At 61.5% G+C, this 12,821-nt stretch carries 24 protein-coding genes; 7 read left to right on the top strand and 17 right to left on the bottom strand.

Features of this window, described 5'->3' with window-relative positions:
• Window positions 1-56: 56 nt before the first annotated feature.
• Both F2P45_RS30225 and F2P45_RS30220 read right to left on the bottom strand, forming a co-directional pair.
• Entirely contained in the window at window positions 57-281 is a 225-nt protein-coding gene (locus tag F2P45_RS30225; RefSeq protein WP_166881925.1) for a hypothetical protein, read from the bottom strand.
• On the bottom strand, window positions 281-727 hold the full coding sequence (locus F2P45_RS30220; RefSeq protein ID WP_166881924.1) for an ADP-ribosylglycohydrolase family protein: 447 nt from the start codon (window positions 725-727) through the stop codon (window positions 281-283). Before F2P45_RS30220 ends, F2P45_RS30225 begins: the two co-directional genes overlap by 1 nt.
• Window positions 728-881: 154 nt before the next feature.
• Between F2P45_RS30220 and F2P45_RS30215 the strand changes: the two genes are divergently transcribed.
• Window positions 882-1,268: a cupin domain-containing protein gene (locus tag F2P45_RS30215; protein ID WP_223164855.1), complete on the top strand. Its 387-nt coding sequence runs from the start codon at window positions 882-884 to the stop codon at window positions 1,266-1,268.
• Between the two features lie 16 nt (window positions 1,269-1,284).
• On the opposite strand, the gene F2P45_RS30210 is transcribed toward F2P45_RS30215, so the two are convergent.
• Entirely contained in the window at window positions 1,285-1,980 is a 696-nt protein-coding gene (locus F2P45_RS30210) for a hypothetical protein (protein ID WP_223164856.1), read from the bottom strand.
• On the opposite strand from F2P45_RS30210, the gene F2P45_RS36550 reads away from it, so the two are divergent.
• The 3 genes from F2P45_RS36550 (at window position 1,952) to F2P45_RS30200 (ending at window position 4,143) form a co-directional block, all read left to right on the top strand.
• Window positions 1,952-2,194, top strand: coding sequence for an Arm DNA-binding domain-containing protein (locus F2P45_RS36550; protein WP_229505389.1), 243 nt, complete (start codon window positions 1,952-1,954; stop codon window positions 2,192-2,194). The two genes, F2P45_RS30210 and F2P45_RS36550, sit on opposite strands and share 29 nt — an antisense overlap.
• A 111-nt stretch (window positions 2,195-2,305) precedes the next feature.
• On the top strand, window positions 2,306-3,322 hold the full coding sequence (locus tag F2P45_RS36545; RefSeq protein WP_370663334.1) for a tyrosine-type recombinase/integrase: 1,017 nt from the start codon (window positions 2,306-2,308) through the stop codon (window positions 3,320-3,322).
• 260 nt (window positions 3,323-3,582) lie between these two features.
• Window positions 3,583-4,143 carry a PEP-CTERM sorting domain-containing protein gene (locus tag F2P45_RS30200; RefSeq protein WP_166881922.1) on the top strand — a complete coding sequence of 187 codons (561 nt, stop codon included), beginning with the start codon at window positions 3,583-3,585 and terminating at the stop codon, window positions 4,141-4,143.
• A gap of 213 nt (window positions 4,144-4,356) precedes the next feature.
• On the opposite strand, the gene F2P45_RS30195 is transcribed toward F2P45_RS30200, so the two are convergent.
• The 7 genes from F2P45_RS30195 to F2P45_RS30165 form a co-directional block, all read right to left on the bottom strand.
• Window positions 4,357-4,605, bottom strand: a complete 249-nt coding sequence (locus F2P45_RS30195) for a hypothetical protein (RefSeq protein WP_166881921.1) — start codon at window positions 4,603-4,605, stop codon at window positions 4,357-4,359.
• Window positions 4,602-5,012 carry a hypothetical protein gene (locus tag F2P45_RS30190; protein ID WP_370663333.1) on the bottom strand — a complete coding sequence of 137 codons (411 nt, stop codon included), beginning with the start codon at window positions 5,010-5,012 and terminating at the stop codon, window positions 4,602-4,604. Before F2P45_RS30190 ends, F2P45_RS30195 begins: the two co-directional genes overlap by 4 nt.
• Window positions 4,994-5,449, bottom strand: a complete 456-nt coding sequence (locus F2P45_RS30185; RefSeq protein ID WP_166881920.1) for a lysozyme — start codon at window positions 5,447-5,449, stop codon at window positions 4,994-4,996. Before F2P45_RS30185 ends, F2P45_RS30190 begins: the two co-directional genes overlap by 19 nt.
• Window positions 5,433-5,645, bottom strand: a complete 213-nt coding sequence (locus F2P45_RS30180; protein WP_166881919.1) for a DUF7940 domain-containing protein — start codon at window positions 5,643-5,645, stop codon at window positions 5,433-5,435. Before F2P45_RS30180 ends, F2P45_RS30185 begins: the two co-directional genes overlap by 17 nt.
• Window positions 5,642-5,929 (bottom strand): collagen-like triple helix repeat-containing protein, encoded by a 288-nt coding sequence (locus tag F2P45_RS30175; protein ID WP_166881918.1) that lies wholly within the window; start codon window positions 5,927-5,929, stop codon window positions 5,642-5,644. Before F2P45_RS30175 ends, F2P45_RS30180 begins: the two co-directional genes overlap by 4 nt.
• Window positions 5,926-6,204 carry a hypothetical protein gene (locus F2P45_RS30170; protein ID WP_166881917.1) on the bottom strand — a complete coding sequence of 93 codons (279 nt, stop codon included), beginning with the start codon at window positions 6,202-6,204 and terminating at the stop codon, window positions 5,926-5,928. The genes F2P45_RS30175 and F2P45_RS30170 overlap by 4 nt, the downstream gene beginning before the upstream one ends.
• 63 nt (window positions 6,205-6,267) lie before the next feature.
• Window positions 6,268-6,492 carry a hypothetical protein gene (locus F2P45_RS30165; RefSeq protein WP_166881916.1) on the bottom strand — a complete coding sequence of 75 codons (225 nt, stop codon included), beginning with the start codon at window positions 6,490-6,492 and terminating at the stop codon, window positions 6,268-6,270.
• A 236-nt stretch (window positions 6,493-6,728) separates the two neighbouring features.
• Between F2P45_RS30165 and F2P45_RS30160 the strand changes: the two genes are divergently transcribed.
• Entirely contained in the window at window positions 6,729-7,283 is a 555-nt protein-coding gene (locus F2P45_RS30160) for a hypothetical protein (protein WP_166881915.1), read from the top strand.
• 344 nt (window positions 7,284-7,627) lie between these two features.
• Window positions 7,628-9,037: a tyrosine-type recombinase/integrase gene (locus tag F2P45_RS30155; protein WP_166881914.1), complete on the top strand. Its 1,410-nt coding sequence runs from the start codon at window positions 7,628-7,630 to the stop codon at window positions 9,035-9,037.
• 21 nt (window positions 9,038-9,058) lie between these two features.
• On the opposite strand, the gene F2P45_RS30150 is transcribed toward F2P45_RS30155, so the two are convergent.
• On the bottom strand, window positions 9,059-9,511 hold the full coding sequence (locus F2P45_RS30150) for a hypothetical protein (protein WP_166881913.1): 453 nt from the start codon (window positions 9,509-9,511) through the stop codon (window positions 9,059-9,061).
• Between the two features lie 317 nt (window positions 9,512-9,828).
• Between F2P45_RS30150 and F2P45_RS30145 the strand changes: the two genes are divergently transcribed.
• A complete protein-coding gene (locus tag F2P45_RS30145; RefSeq protein ID WP_166881912.1) occupies window positions 9,829-10,389 on the top strand; it encodes a PEP-CTERM sorting domain-containing protein in 561 nt (186 codons plus the stop codon).
• Between the two features lie 212 nt (window positions 10,390-10,601).
• On the opposite strand, the gene F2P45_RS30140 is transcribed toward F2P45_RS30145, so the two are convergent.
• The 6 genes from F2P45_RS30140 to F2P45_RS30115 all read right to left on the bottom strand — a co-directional run bounded on the left by F2P45_RS30140 (window position 10,602) and on the right by F2P45_RS30115 (window position 12,662).
• The gene (locus tag F2P45_RS30140) at window positions 10,602-10,829 is read right to left on the bottom strand and encodes a hypothetical protein (RefSeq protein WP_229505388.1); all 228 of its coding nucleotides are present in this window, start codon (window positions 10,827-10,829) and stop codon (window positions 10,602-10,604) included.
• A gap of 101 nt (window positions 10,830-10,930) precedes the next feature.
• Entirely contained in the window at window positions 10,931-11,326 is a 396-nt protein-coding gene (locus tag F2P45_RS30135; protein ID WP_166881910.1) for a hypothetical protein, read from the bottom strand.
• Window positions 11,323-11,778, bottom strand: coding sequence for a lysozyme (locus F2P45_RS30130; protein ID WP_166881909.1), 456 nt, complete (start codon window positions 11,776-11,778; stop codon window positions 11,323-11,325). The genes F2P45_RS30135 and F2P45_RS30130 overlap by 4 nt, the downstream gene beginning before the upstream one ends.
• The gene (locus F2P45_RS30125) at window positions 11,762-11,983 is read right to left on the bottom strand and encodes a DUF7940 domain-containing protein (protein WP_166881908.1); all 222 of its coding nucleotides are present in this window, start codon (window positions 11,981-11,983) and stop codon (window positions 11,762-11,764) included. The genes F2P45_RS30130 and F2P45_RS30125 overlap by 17 nt, the downstream gene beginning before the upstream one ends.
• The gene (locus tag F2P45_RS30120; protein ID WP_166881907.1) at window positions 11,980-12,303 is read right to left on the bottom strand and encodes a hypothetical protein; all 324 of its coding nucleotides are present in this window, start codon (window positions 12,301-12,303) and stop codon (window positions 11,980-11,982) included. Before F2P45_RS30120 ends, F2P45_RS30125 begins: the two co-directional genes overlap by 4 nt.
• Before the next feature lie 56 nt (window positions 12,304-12,359).
• Window positions 12,360-12,662: a hypothetical protein gene (locus tag F2P45_RS30115; protein ID WP_166881906.1), complete on the bottom strand. Its 303-nt coding sequence runs from the start codon at window positions 12,660-12,662 to the stop codon at window positions 12,360-12,362.
• Window positions 12,663-12,821: the final 159 nt, after the last annotated feature.

The raw sequence follows: 12,821 nt of genomic DNA, 5'->3' as shown, positions 1-12,821 counted from the left end.
CGCCTTGCTTGGCGCAGTGCCGGAAGAGTGACGCGTTGTGCGTCGCTTTGCCTGGCTTACGAACGCTTGAGCTTGCCGATGGCGCCGCTCAATTGCGCGAGCGCCGCCACAACCCGCTCGTCGAGGAACGGCGCGATCGCCGCCGCCCTCGCCTGCGGCACACCCCACAGCGCCTCGCCTAGCACGCAGGCGGTCGCGGCGATGGTGTCGCTGTCGCCGCCGTGATACAGGCACGCGGCCAGCAGCGAATCGATGTCATCGCTTTCCGCAAGGCAGCTCATTACGTCGACCAGGGGATCGTCGGCGCGCACACGCATCGGAGAACCGGCCTGATGGTGTGCCTCGACCGCGTGGACGCTACCGCCGCCAGCTTGCCAAGAGGCCAGCAAATCGTCTTTGCTGGCGCCATGCAAGGCTGCCCAGTGCACGTGATGTCGGCCGCCACGCGGCGCGCCTGTGCCAGGTCCGGCGCCAGCGCCGCGACCGGCCCCAGGCGCATCAGCGCGCCATTGCCCCAGCTCACCAACTCCTCGGAGGACGCACCCAGCGCCCACGCGGCGAACAGCTTGCCGTAGCCGGCGCTCGGATAATGTGCGACCCAGTTCCGGAACGCCTCCTTGAGCGGGGTTCCCGCCAGCAGATGCTCCGCCACCGCCAGCGTGATAATGGTGTCGTCGGTGAAGCGATGTTCCGCTGCAGCGTGGGCAAGGTGCGCGTCGGCGTGCATGATTTTTCGTAAACGGAACCATAAATGTCCCCGACAATTGTTCCTAACATATAGTTCTCCTGAAGCAAAGAAACGGTACGGCGATCGGATGTGCTGTAATGCAGTCGGGGTCGGGATGACCCGCTTTCCATCACGTGACAAGGAGCACAATCGAATGATGCTGGCAATGCTGATAATGGCTGCTGGGCCCGCCATGGTCGTGGTTCGGGAGGACGACGTCAAGCGCGACGAGGCACCGCCGCACGGGGCGATCGGGATGTCCACGGCCTATCGCATCAGCGATGCGGCGCCCGGGCCGCGCGCCATGGAATTTCGCAAACGCGTGCTGCATGCCGGGGCGGCCATCGGACTGCACCGGATCGACCATGACGAGGTGTATTACGTTCTCGCCGGACAGGGAGAGGTGAGCTCCGACGGCAAGAGCGCGCGCCTGGCGCCGGGAATGGCCGCCTATCTGTACAAGGGCGCCACGGTCGGCATCAGGCAGCTGGGAGAGGAACCGCTGTCGATCATCGTCAGCTATCCCAATACGCCGCGTTAAGCGCTGCGCAACGCTGTTATTTAGCGAGATTTTTCTCGATAAACGGCCGGAAAGCGTTATAGATGCGCGTCTGGTTTGTTCGGCACAGTTTAGCGAATGCCTTGCCTTCGCTTTTGCAGCTCAAGGTCAGCGTGATTCTCTCGTTCGATCCGCTGCCGGGCATTTTGATGATCGATGCCGCGATATTGCCGTTCTCGGTCGCATTGTAGGTCTGTATGACGGTATCGGTCGCCACCTGAATCTTCTGGTCGGCATTCTGGGTGATAAAGATCTGTGCCAGCGAGAACATTTTCGCGCAGTTCGACTTGTCGCGGCAGGTGATATTCGCCTGCACGCGCGCATTCGCCAGCGCGATGATGTCTTCCTTGGCCTGCGCCTCCTCGCGCTCCTGCCGCACTGCTTCCGCCTTGTCGGAAGCGGCCTTTTTTGCCGCTTCTTCCTTAGCGCGAACAGCGAAAGCGGCTGCCGTGGCCTCCTGTTCTGCATGCGCGAGCGCACTGGCGTCCGCGACTTTCTGGAGATAAGCCTGGCGCGCCAGCGGGCCGAATACGCCGCCTTCGGGAACACCAACGATGATCCCGTTTTCCACCGTGTACTCGACCGAACCGGTCGGCGTCGCGTTGTAGCGCTGGGCATTACCCCGGCGCCATTTGACTTTATTGACGCCTTTATCGGTGGCCGGCATGCCCAGGATTGTTTCCGCTTCCATCATTCGCGATGAAGGCAACCTTTTCGGCCGCGTCCGGGTTAAGGCCGACGGCAAGGTGGCTATCTCGTTCTACTATCGATACCGGTATGAAGGCAAGTCGAAGGATATGTCTTGCGGCACTTGGCCCGCTGACAGCTTGGCAGAGATCCGGACAGCTCGGGATGCAGCACGGACCAAGCTAACCTCCGGACTAAATCCGGCTGCTGAAAAAAAGTAGGCACGGCACGACAGAAAGGAAGAAACCACAGCGAGACTGGCGGCCCTGGAGTTGCAACGCATCGAGAACCTCACGGTCAAGGATATGTTCGACGCCTGACTGCTCGACGGCGTGCGCCGCAAGGATGGCAACGCCGAGCTGCGCCGGTCGTTCACGGCGGACGTGCTGCCGGCGATTGGCAGCATCGCCATCAAGGATCTGACCGAGCATGACCTCGGTGGTGTGCTGCGCACCATGGTCGCGCGCGGCGTCAACCGGGCGGCTGTCATGGTTCGGAACAGCCTGACGCAGATGTTCGCCTGGGCCGAGAAGCGGCAGCCATGGCGCAAGCTGCTGATCGATGGGAACCCGATGGAGCTGATCGAGATCGAGAAGATCGTCGCGCCGGATTACGATATGAGCAATGAGCGGGATCGCATCCTTTCCGATGCCGAGATCGGCGAACTCCAGGCGGTGTTCGACAAGCTGCAAGCCGAGTACGATGCCGCGCCCGACAAAAGGTACGGCACGCAGCCGGTGGCGGCGACCACGCAACGCGCGATCTGGATCATGTTGTCGACGCTGTGCCGCGTTGGCGAGATGAGCATGGCCAGGTGGGAGCACGTCAACCTGGACGCAGCGGAGTGGTTCATCCCGAAGGAAAACGTTAAAGACAATCTGGCCGATCTCACGGTGTACCTCTCCCCTTTCGCGCTCGAGCAGTTCCGCCAGTTGAAGCAGGTCACCGGCAAGACGGAATGCTGCTTCCCGGCGCGGAATAACGAAGGGCACGTCGACTCAAAGTCAATCAGCAAACAGGTCGGTGATCGGCAGTCGATGTTCAAGAAGGCGAAGGATGGCAGTCCGCGCGCGCCGATGAAGAACCGGCGCCACGACAACACCTTGGTGCTCGGCGGCGGCAAGACTGGTGCATGGACACCGCACGATCTACGCCGCACCGGCGCGACGCTTATGCAGCGCCTGGGGGTCTCGCTCGACATTATCGACCGCTGCCAGAACCACGTTCTGCCTGGCAGTAAGGTGCGCCGACATTACTTGCACCACGACTATGCTGATGAGAAGCGTGCTGCTTGGACGCTGCTGGGCGATCACTTGGTGAAGGTGCTAAGCGCGCGCCGCGCGTGTTGATAAAGAATCGGTACCGCGACAATACTCTTGCGCCCGGCGTCAGCATTGCAGCCGCGTGGATGGCTCTCGGCCTGGATCGCCCAGACACCATGATGAGAAAGTGGCTAGGCATGTCGCTCGACGTCATGGCCGCGCAGTGTGACGCGCACTCGCATTTCGTATTGAAATTACCACAAATTTGACAAATAAATACTCATACCGACAAGTGCAGATCGAAGCCTGTAACATTACCCCTTGTTCACTAAACATGAAGGAGCATCATGATCCGCAAACTAGCCGCACTGGCGGCCTTATTATCGCCACTATGCAGCGCGCACGCCGAGCAAAGCAGTTGGTCATTCGTCTATACCGGCTTTGATGTTGCCACCATTAGCTGGGACGGCGAAACCACGAAGTGGAATCCCGCTGCCAACATCAAAGGCAAGTTCAGCGGTACCGACAGCAATGGCGATGGCATGCTAGTGTTTTCCGAACTGAGCTTGCTCCAGGTCGACGGCTTTGACTACGTCGGCTGCTCATGGGGAACGTGTCATTCGGACTATACCTTCAACTATACCCCGAACGGTCAGCTCGATTTCAAAGTACGCCGCTTTAGCAATGATCCGGAGGGCTATGTTTTCTGGTCTACAGTGTACGAAACCGGCGCGAGTGCGGATTTCACAACATTCACCTTGGGCACGCCGAGCGGGGCGCGTTATGCGTGGACGCCGCAGACTACCCTGTCGATCGCCGCAGCTGTTCCAGAGCCATCATCTTATGCCATGGTTTTGACAGGCTTGCTACTGGTAGGCGTCGCAGGATGGGTTCGTCGCGCCAGGTAAAGCGTTGTATGCGAGACAAATTTCGCAAATGTTTACCACGTCGAAAAGCGTGTGTGCCCCTCCCTGTGTAAGCGCATCCCCCCCTGAGGGCCAGCAGCTCGGCCTCGCAGCGCCGATAGTGCGCCAGCAGCTCGACGCTGACCATCTGCATGGGCGAATTGTCCGGGCCGTCGATCCGATGCATCTCCAGGATCAGCGGCCCGACCGCGTCGCTCACAGGCACCCCGCGATGACGGCTTCCAACTGCGCCTCGTACTTGAGGTGCAGCGGCAGGTCGCGCGCCAGGGCCAGCACCTTCTCGCCGTCGCTGGCATCCGGCGCGAGCGTGCGCGTGGCGAACGTCGGCCGGGCCGGCGCAGCCGTCACGCACGGGCGGTAGACCGGCACCTTGACCTCTTGCACGACCGGCGCGGCCGCGCACGCGGTGAGCAGCAGCAGGGCCGCCAGCAGCAGATACTTCATCGGGTAGCCTCCAGGATCAGGTCGACGGTCGGCATGGCCTCGTCGCAGGTGGTGGCGCGCGCGCCGGCGACCCGGGCCAGCGCCGCGTCGAAGCGCCGAGCAGTTGCCGCAGCTTGCTGCTGGGCGGCCTGCCCGCGCGCCTCGGCCACCAGCTTGGCGGTGCCAGCGGCCTCGACTGCCGTGTTCTGCGCCTGGATGGCGCCGCGCAGTTCGGCGTTCGCGCTGCGCTCGGCGGCCAGCTCGACCCGGGCGGCGTCACGGTCGCGCGCCGCCAGGAACCAGCCGCCGCCAGTCCACGCGCCCACCACCAGCAGCGCCGCCACCAGGATCACGGCCGCGACCTTCCAGATACCGCCCGTGACGCCGGCGGCCAGCGTGCCCAGGGCGCTCACGTCGCCCCCAGGCACATGTTGCGCTCGACGGCGCGCCGCTTCACCAGCCCCGGCAGCCGGATGCCCTTGGCGTACGTCCAGCGCAGCAGCTCGTCGCAGCCGCCGGCCACGTCGCCCGCGTTCAGCTTGCGCGCCAGCGTGGAGCCGCACAGGCTGGCCTGGCCGACGTTGTAGGTGAAGCTGACGAGCGCTGCGCGTCGGTAATCCGGCAGCGGCGCCCGGATGCAGTCGTCGACCGCGTGGTTCGCCAGCTGGAGCGAGGCGGCCAGCATGGCGTCGCATTGCTCAAGCGTGGCGCGCTGCCCCAACCGCACGCCCTTGGTCTCGCCGAAGCAGATCGTCGGGATGCCCACCGGGTCCAGGTAGGCCGCCTGGCGCAGGCCCTCGAAGCCGGCCACCACCGTGAGTGCGATGGCCGCCCAGCCGGCGCGCCGTTTATTTGTCGTTGCCATTCTGCGCGAGCAAGCGCGCGCCAAATGCCAGCGTCGAGACCAAAGCCGCGATGCCGGCGAATACGCCATTGGGGATGCCGGCAGGCTGCACCAGCGCGATATACACCTCGGCGGCGCCCAGCAGGCCCGCAGCGGCGTTGAATTTCAGGCTCCAGGCCTTGGCGAGCACCGCGCGCCAGTCTTCGATGAGTTTCATTTCCCGCTCCAAAATCCACTTCCTTTCGCACCGGTAGCGCCGGTCTCGCCCTGCTTGCCTTTACTGCCGTCGCTGCCGGCGCGCCCACGGTCACCGGTCTCGCCTTTCCTGCCCACGCCGGCAGCGCCGGCCGGCCCCTCGACGCCTTGGGCGCCAGTCTTGCCTGGCGGCCCTTGAATGACCCTTGCGGGATAGAGCACGGCCACCAGGATCAGCGCCGCAGCGACGCCCAGAAAGATGCGCAGCACCCAGTAAAACGATGCCGACCACTTTTTCGCGTTCATCGAATGTGCCCTCCGATTACCTTTTCAAAAATCCAGTAGGCCATTCCGATGACGGCCGTGCCGAGCGTCATGACGCCCCACTTCAGCGCCTTGTTGCGCTCGTCCTCAAGCGCCGCGATCTTGTTGTTTGCCTCCTTGATGTCGGCATCCGCCTTTGCGGTGATGCGCTTGAGGTCCGCCTCGGCCTCGCGCTTGTTTTCTTCTATTTCGCGCTGCAATAGCGCTTGCCCGTGGATCAGCAGGGCAATCTGCACTTCGGTCGAGGCTTGGGTCATTGAGGTCTCGGATCGGCCAATAAAAAAGCCACCCGAAGGTGGCCAGTGGTGGAGTGCATGCGATCAGTCGATCGTAGCGGCGGTGATGAACAGGGTGTCGATGTCGGCCGGCGTCAGCTCCAGCACCTGCCGGATGCCTTCGACCAGCCAGTGGTCGCGCCGGACGTTCTGCGCGTATTCGAGGTACGCGCGCGCCTGCTCGCCATCGGCGCCCGACATCGCATCGACGAAGGACTTCACCGCCGCCATGTGGCCGGCAGCGATCAGGGCAAGCCTTGCATTGAGCATCGGCACAGATTCTGGCACGCGCGGCACGGCGGCGGCGGCTCCAACTCAGTCTTTCCGGGTTCGGCAAAGATCTTGTCGGCGATCGAAAAGCAGCGCTCTCAAGGGAAGCATCCCTCGGGCGATACACACGAGAGGCTGCGAGAGGTGGGCATTGAGGGAGACTGCCGAGTGCATACATTGAAGATGCTGTTACGCGGTCACGAGAAGCCCATGTTTTGTCGCTACCGGCGCGCGAAGTGGATGGCATTTTCGACAGGGTGCAGGATGAGGAAGACGAAACTGAGCAGCTTACCTTCATGGTTTTCGATACGGACGACCTTCGCGTTGCAATTAACCTCAGGGAAATGGTTTTTTGCCACCTCTTATGGGACGCTGGCTTCACGTTTGCGCTTTCGGATAAGCAAGTGAAAATCGCGAACGATGACGATGATCCAAGGGAAAGCGTGCAGGTTTTCTTTTCGGGTGAATGTACTCCGCTCCTATTCGGGGCCGAGTCAGAGACTTGCCCGAAAATTGAAAATGAACGAAGTTACTTCAACACAATTTTCTTTTCCATGACCTTCGGAGGCATACAACGACACCAACGTCTGCACTTCGTCGACGAGGATGGCGAGAGCGCATTCCTGCGCGCCGGGGATGTCGCCATGCTGACAGTTCCGCTGTGGGTACTCGACCCCGATGAACGCATCTACGACGACGATCTGGACGAGGGCGACGAGGGGCCGACCCCAATGCCGGCAGAAGGTGGCGCCGGCCAGCCTTCCGGCGCGCATCCACGCGCTCTCAGCTAACGCAAAGTGCGCTTCCTCATGGTCCACTGAGTACCAGAGGAAGCCAATCTCGTCCAAGTAATCTGTAGGGGTAAATGTAGGGGTAATTTCTGCGGATAAGAAAAAGGCCAGCACGATGGCTGGCCTAAGTCTTTGATTCTATTGGTCGGGACGGAGTGATTCGAACACTCGACCCCTTGCACCCCATGTGAATTTTCCTAGTTCCAATAAAGTCCAACAGGAACCATTGCAACCAATTAATCCTATATAAATCATACACTTGCCATATTTTTTGTCCGACAGCATCCATTCAAGTACACTACGTTCCACGAATATTTAAGGCATATTTAAGGCACGAAGAGCGTATGGGAAAAATGACAGCACAGCAGGTGGCAGCGCTTCGTCCGCGAGACAAGCCTTACAAGCAGAATGTGGACACTGGCCTACAGCTGCGTATTGCGACGAACGGGATCAAGGTGTGGGTAGTTCAATACGTGGTCGAGGGCAGGCAGCGCGAGTTACGCCTCTCACGTCCCTACGGAATGTCGACCACCGACGCATCGATGTCATTAGCAGACGCGCGGAATGAGGCCGCCAGGATACGGACCTTGGCGCGGGAAGGTGTGGATATCCAGGTCCAGCAGGAGGAAGAGAGGTTGCGCGAATTGCAGGCCGCAGTCGACGCAGAAGCGCAACTCGCAAGCTCGCAAGCGAAGCAAACGACAGAAAACCTCTCTGTTGCACAGATGTTCGACGCCTGGCTGCTTGACGGCGTGCGCCGCAAGGATGGCAACGCCGAGCTGCGTCGGTCGTTCGGTGCGGACGTGCTGCCGGCGATAGGCGCCATCGCCATCAAGGATCTGACGGAGCACGACCTCCGTGGTGTGCTGCGCACAATGGTCGCGCGCGGCGTCAACCGGGCGGCAGTGATGGTCCGGAACAGCCTGACGCAGATGTTTGCCTGGGCTGAGAAGCGGCAGCCGTGGCGCAAACTCCTAATCGACGGTAACCCGATGGAGCTGATCGAGATCGAGAAGATCGTTGCGCCGGATTACGATATGAGCAACGAGCGCGATCGCATCCTTGCCGACGCGGAGATCGGCGAGCTGCAAGCGGTCTTCGACAATCTGCAAGCCGAGTACGATGCGGCGCCGGACAAGAGGTACGGCACACAGCCGCTCGCGGCCACGACGCAGCGCGCAATCTGGATCATGCTGTCGACGCTGTGCCGCGTTGGCGAGATGAGCATGGCCAGGTGGGTTCACGTCGACCTGGACGCGGCCGAGTGGTTCATCCCGAAGGAAAACGTCAAGGACAACTTGGCCGATCTGACGGTGTACCTCTCCCCTTTCGCGCTCGACCAGTTCCGCCAATTGCAGAAGGTCACCGGCAAGACGGAATGGTGCTTCCCGGCGCGGAATAACGAAGGGCACGTCGATTCGAAGTCAATCAGCAAACAGGTCGGTGATCGGCAGTCAATGTTCAAGAAGGCCAAGGATGGCGGCCCGCGCGCGCCGATGAAGAACCGACGCCACGACAACACCCTGGTGCTTGGCGCCGGCAAGACAGGGGCATGGACGCCGCACGACCTGCGCCGCACTGGCGCCACGCTGATGCAGCGCCTGGGCGTGTCGCTCGACATCATCGACCGGTGCCAAAACCACGTGCTGCCTGGCAGCAAAGTACGCCGGCACTACCTACACCACGACTATGCAGATGAGAAGCGGGATGCTTGGAAAAAAATTGGCGAACACATTGAGACGATACTGAGTTAAGCGAAGGTCTTGCATCGGCTATCATGCCGGCAAAATTCCACGCAGCTTTCGGGTAGAGAATATCGCATTGATCGCAACCCGGATCACCTTGCGCTCGTCGTCAGTCAGCAGGCCGATATCTCGCTCGATTCCATCGGAAAATTCTCGCGTAGGGCCCGAAATTGATGGCACAGATGCGGCGCCGAAACGAAGCCAAGCAGGGTCAACGTCTAGCCATTCGGCCAGCGCAACTAGCTTGTCTTGCGTGGGAATCGCCTCTCCCATGAGCCATTTCCGCACAGCATGGCCCGTAACTGCCAAATGCGGGAAGCGTCTATTAAATTCTAGGGCAATCGCTGTGGGGCTCCGACTATACGGCTCGTGTGCAATCGCAGTACGCAGGCGACGGCCGAATTCAGATCGGGAAAGCTCTGCGATGATAGGTTTTTCCATGATTTGATTGTCATATTTTTGTTGTAAATATATTACGATCATATCGACGGATTTCTCTACCTACGGTGCTCCAGCCAACTCAACTTGCCGCCTCGCCGGCTTTGCATAACCCACGACCCAGCGGGCATAAATTAGACAATTTCGACACAACCCGAACCATGATTATACGGCGGCGCCAGCAGGGCAGTGGCATGCAGGCTGCTTGAGCAGGGTCGCCCAGGCACATGACTGCGGTGCGATCCCCCCTCGCTATTTCGTAGTGAATTGACCAAAAATTTGACAAATATATACTCAGATTGAAAAGTGGAGGTCGAAGCCTGTAACATCATCCCCTTGTTCACTAACATGAAGGAGGCATCATGATCCACAAACTAGCCGCATTGGCAGCCTTATTGTCGCCACTGTGCAGCGCGCACGCCGAGCAAAACAGTTGGTCATTCGTCTATACGGGCTTTGATGTCGCCACCATTAGCTGGGACGGCGAAACCACGAAATGGGATGCCGACGCTAGCATCAAGGGCACGTTCAGCGGCACCGACAGCAATGGTGATGGCAAGCTAGTGTTTTCCGAACTGAGCTTGCTTCAGGTGGGCGGTTTTGACTATGTCGGCTGCTCATGGGGGACGTGTCGTTCAGACTATACCTTCAGCTACGCCCCGAATAGTCAGCTCGAGTTCAAAGTACGCCGCTATAGCAACGATCCGGAGGGCTATGTTTTCTGGTCCACTGTGTACGAAACCGGCACGAGTGCGGAGTTCATGCAATACGCCTTGGGCTCGCCCAGCGGGGCGCGCTATGCTTGGACGCCGCAGACAACCCTGTCGATCGCCGCAGTTGTTCCAGAGCCATCGACTTATGCCATGGTTGTGGCAGGCTTGCTGCTAGTAGGCGCCGCAGCATACGTTCGTCGCACCAAGTAAGGCGCTTCATGCGAGACAAATTTCTGCAAATGTTTACGGCGTCGAAAAGTGTGTGTGCCCTCCCTGTGTCAGCGCATGCCCCCTCAGGGTCACCAGCTCGGCCTCGCAGCTCCGGTAGTGCGCCAGCAGCTCAGCGCTGACCATCTGCATTGGCGACCTGTCCGGACCGTCGATCCGGTGCATCTCCAGGATCAGCGGCCCGGCTGCGTCGCTCACAAGCACCCCGCAATCACGGCTTCGAGCTGCGCCACGTACTTGAGGTGCACGGGCAGGTCGCGCGCCAGGGCGAGCACCTTCTCGCCGTCGCTGGCATCCGGCGCCAGGGTGCGCGTGGCGAACGCCGGCCGCTCGGGCGCGCCAGTGACGCATGGCCGGTAGACTGGCACCTTGACCTCTTGCACGACCGGCGCCCGGCCAGCGCAGCCTGGCATCAGCAGCATGATTGCGACCAGCAACAGGCCGGCCAAGAGTGAGTACCCATGCGGGTTTCGGCCGGTTTTAGCGTCGCCAGCAGGCCAGCGCCGGATTCGGTAAATCGGGCTCATCGAACCGACTCCAGAATAACGTTCACGGCCGGCATGGCCTCGTCGCAGGTGGTGGCGCGCGCACCGGCGACCTTGGCCAGCGCGGCATCGAAGCGCCGGCCAGCGGCAGCGGCCTGTTGCTGGGCGGCCTGGCCGCGCGCCTCGGCCAGCAGCTTGGCGTTGCCGGCCGCTTCCACTGCATCGTTCTGCAGCTGGATACCGGCGCGCAGTTCGGCGTTCGCGCTGCGCTCGGCGGCCAGCTCGACCCGGGCGGCGTCACGGTCGCGCGCGGCGAGGAACCAGCTGCCGCCGGTCCACGCGCCCACCACCAGCAGCGCGGCCAGCAGGATCACCGCGATGACCTTCCAGATACCGCCAGTGACGCCGGCGGCCAGCGTGCCCAGGGCGCTCACACGACCCCCAAGCACATGTTGCGCTCGATGGCGCGCCGCTTCACCAGCCCCGGCAGCCGGATGCCTTTGGCGAGCGTCCAGCGCAGCATCTCGTCACAGCCGCCCTGCACGTCGCCCGCGTTCAGCTTGCGCGCCATGGTGGACTTGCACATGGCGTCCCCGCCCACGTTGTAGGTGAAGCTCACCAGCGCGGCGCGCCGGTAATCGGGCAGCGGCGCCCGGATGCAGTCGTCGACTGCCCGGTTCGCCAGCTGGAGCGAGTCGGCCAGCATGGCGTCGCACTGCGCAAGCGTCGCACGCTGGCCAAGGCGCACGCCCTTCGTCTCGCCGAAACAGATCGTCGGGATCCCGACCGGGTCGGCGTACGCGGCCAAGCGCAGACCTTCAAAGCCGCCGACGATGGTGACGGCGATCGCCACCCACGCGGCGCGCCGTTTATTTGTCTGTACCATGGATTTCCTTCTGCGCGAGCAAGCGCGCGCCAAATGCCAGCGTCGAGACCAGAGCCGCGATACCGGCGAATACGCCATTGGGAACGCCAGCAGGCTGCACCAGCGCGATATACACCTCGGCGGCGCCCAGCAGGCCCGCAGCGGCGTTGAATTTCAGGCTCCAGGCCTTGGCGAGCACCGCGCGCCAGTCTTCGATGAGGATCATTTGCGGACACCCCGCTCAAGCGATTCCAGGCGCATACCCTGGCCGTCGATGATGCGCTGCATCGAGTACTGCATTTCCTTGATGGCGTCGGTGCGCGTGTCGCGATCATCGACGCGCTTTTCGAGCTTGGCGATGTTCAGGATCAGCGTGGCCTGGTCGGCGCGCAGCAGGTCGAGCTTGGCCTGTGTCTTCTCCGCAGTGCTAGAGCTGGTAACGGCAAACCCGGCGAGGGCGAGGATGATGGCGCCGGCGGTGCTAATCAGCCAGGTAAGCGGGAGTTTGGTATCGATGATGCGGGGTTGCGGAACGGATGGGTCCATGTGTAGCTTTCAATAAAAAGGCCACCCGAAGGTGGCCTGTGGTGGAGCGCGCTGGATCAGTCGATCGAGGCGGCGGTGATGAACAGGGCGTCGATGTCGGTCGGCGTCAGCTCCAGCACCTGGCGGATACCTTCGACCAGCCAGTGGTCGCGCCGCACGTTCTGCGCGTATTCAAGGTACGTGCGCGCCTGGTCACCCTCTACGCCGGGCGCTGCGTCGACGTAGGCCTTGACCGCCGCCATGTGGCCAGCGCCGATCAGCGCAAGCCGTGCATTCAGCATCGGCACGGATTCGGGCACGCGCGGCACGGCGGCGGCAGCGATATCCAGCTCGCGCTGCGCCAATTCTTCTGGCGTCATATCGCGCTCTTGTTGAGTTTTTGTTTCATCATCGTAAGCGGTCTATTTACCCCACCTTCCATTGCTAATTTTCGGCATCCAGAATCGGTACTCCATCAACTCAGGAGTCACGAACATGCAAGAGCCAACGAAGCACGAACTCTGGCCGGCGCGCCTGCA

The organism is Massilia mucilaginosa (genome assembly GCF_011682145.1).
GTDB lineage: Bacteria > Pseudomonadota > Gammaproteobacteria > Burkholderiales > Burkholderiaceae_D > Telluria_A > Telluria_A mucilaginosa.
This window is presented reverse-complemented; position numbering and strand designations above follow the sequence as displayed.

Excerpts from the sequence above, each read along its gene's own strand:
- F2P45_RS30225 (WP_166881925.1), bottom strand. The coding sequence starts at position 281 with ATGAGCTGCCTTGCGGAAAGCGATGACATCGATTCGCTGCTGGCCGCG.
- F2P45_RS30220 (WP_166881924.1), bottom strand. The coding sequence starts at position 727 with ATGCACGCCGACGCGCACCTTGCCCACGCTGCAGCGGAACATCGCTTC.
- F2P45_RS30215 (WP_223164855.1), top strand. The coding sequence starts at position 882 with ATGATGCTGGCAATGCTGATAATGGCTGCTGGGCCCGCCATGGTCGTG.
- F2P45_RS36550 (WP_229505389.1), top strand. The coding sequence starts at position 1,952 with ATGCCCAGGATTGTTTCCGCTTCCATCATTCGCGATGAAGGCAACCTT.
- F2P45_RS30210 (WP_223164856.1), bottom strand. The coding sequence starts at position 1,980 with ATGATGGAAGCGGAAACAATCCTGGGCATGCCGGCCACCGATAAAGGC.
- F2P45_RS30200 (WP_166881922.1), top strand. The coding sequence starts at position 3,583 with ATGATCCGCAAACTAGCCGCACTGGCGGCCTTATTATCGCCACTATGC.
- F2P45_RS30195 (WP_166881921.1), bottom strand. The coding sequence starts at position 4,605 with ATGAAGTATCTGCTGCTGGCGGCCCTGCTGCTGCTCACCGCGTGCGCG.
- F2P45_RS30185 (WP_166881920.1), bottom strand. The coding sequence starts at position 5,449 with ATGGCAACGACAAATAAACGGCGCGCCGGCTGGGCGGCCATCGCACTC.
- F2P45_RS30180 (WP_166881919.1), bottom strand. The coding sequence starts at position 5,645 with ATGAAACTCATCGAAGACTGGCGCGCGGTGCTCGCCAAGGCCTGGAGC.
- F2P45_RS30175 (WP_166881918.1), bottom strand. The coding sequence starts at position 5,929 with ATGAACGCGAAAAAGTGGTCGGCATCGTTTTACTGGGTGCTGCGCATC.
- F2P45_RS30170 (WP_166881917.1), bottom strand. The coding sequence starts at position 6,204 with ATGACCCAAGCCTCGACCGAAGTGCAGATTGCCCTGCTGATCCACGGG.
- F2P45_RS30165 (WP_166881916.1), bottom strand. The coding sequence starts at position 6,492 with ATGCTCAATGCAAGGCTTGCCCTGATCGCTGCCGGCCACATGGCGGCG.
- F2P45_RS30155 (WP_166881914.1), top strand. The coding sequence starts at position 7,628 with ATGGGAAAAATGACAGCACAGCAGGTGGCAGCGCTTCGTCCGCGAGAC.
- F2P45_RS30150 (WP_166881913.1), bottom strand. The coding sequence starts at position 9,511 with ATGATCGTAATATATTTACAACAAAAATATGACAATCAAATCATGGAA.
- F2P45_RS30145 (WP_166881912.1), top strand. The coding sequence starts at position 9,829 with ATGATCCACAAACTAGCCGCATTGGCAGCCTTATTGTCGCCACTGTGC.
- F2P45_RS30140 (WP_229505388.1), bottom strand. The coding sequence starts at position 10,829 with ATGCTGCTGATGCCAGGCTGCGCTGGCCGGGCGCCGGTCGTGCAAGAG.
- F2P45_RS30130 (WP_166881909.1), bottom strand. The coding sequence starts at position 11,778 with ATGGTACAGACAAATAAACGGCGCGCCGCGTGGGTGGCGATCGCCGTC.
- F2P45_RS30125 (WP_166881908.1), bottom strand. The coding sequence starts at position 11,983 with ATGATCCTCATCGAAGACTGGCGCGCGGTGCTCGCCAAGGCCTGGAGC.
- F2P45_RS30120 (WP_166881907.1), bottom strand. The coding sequence starts at position 12,303 with ATGGACCCATCCGTTCCGCAACCCCGCATCATCGATACCAAACTCCCG.
- F2P45_RS30115 (WP_166881906.1), bottom strand. The coding sequence starts at position 12,662 with ATGACGCCAGAAGAATTGGCGCAGCGCGAGCTGGATATCGCTGCCGCC.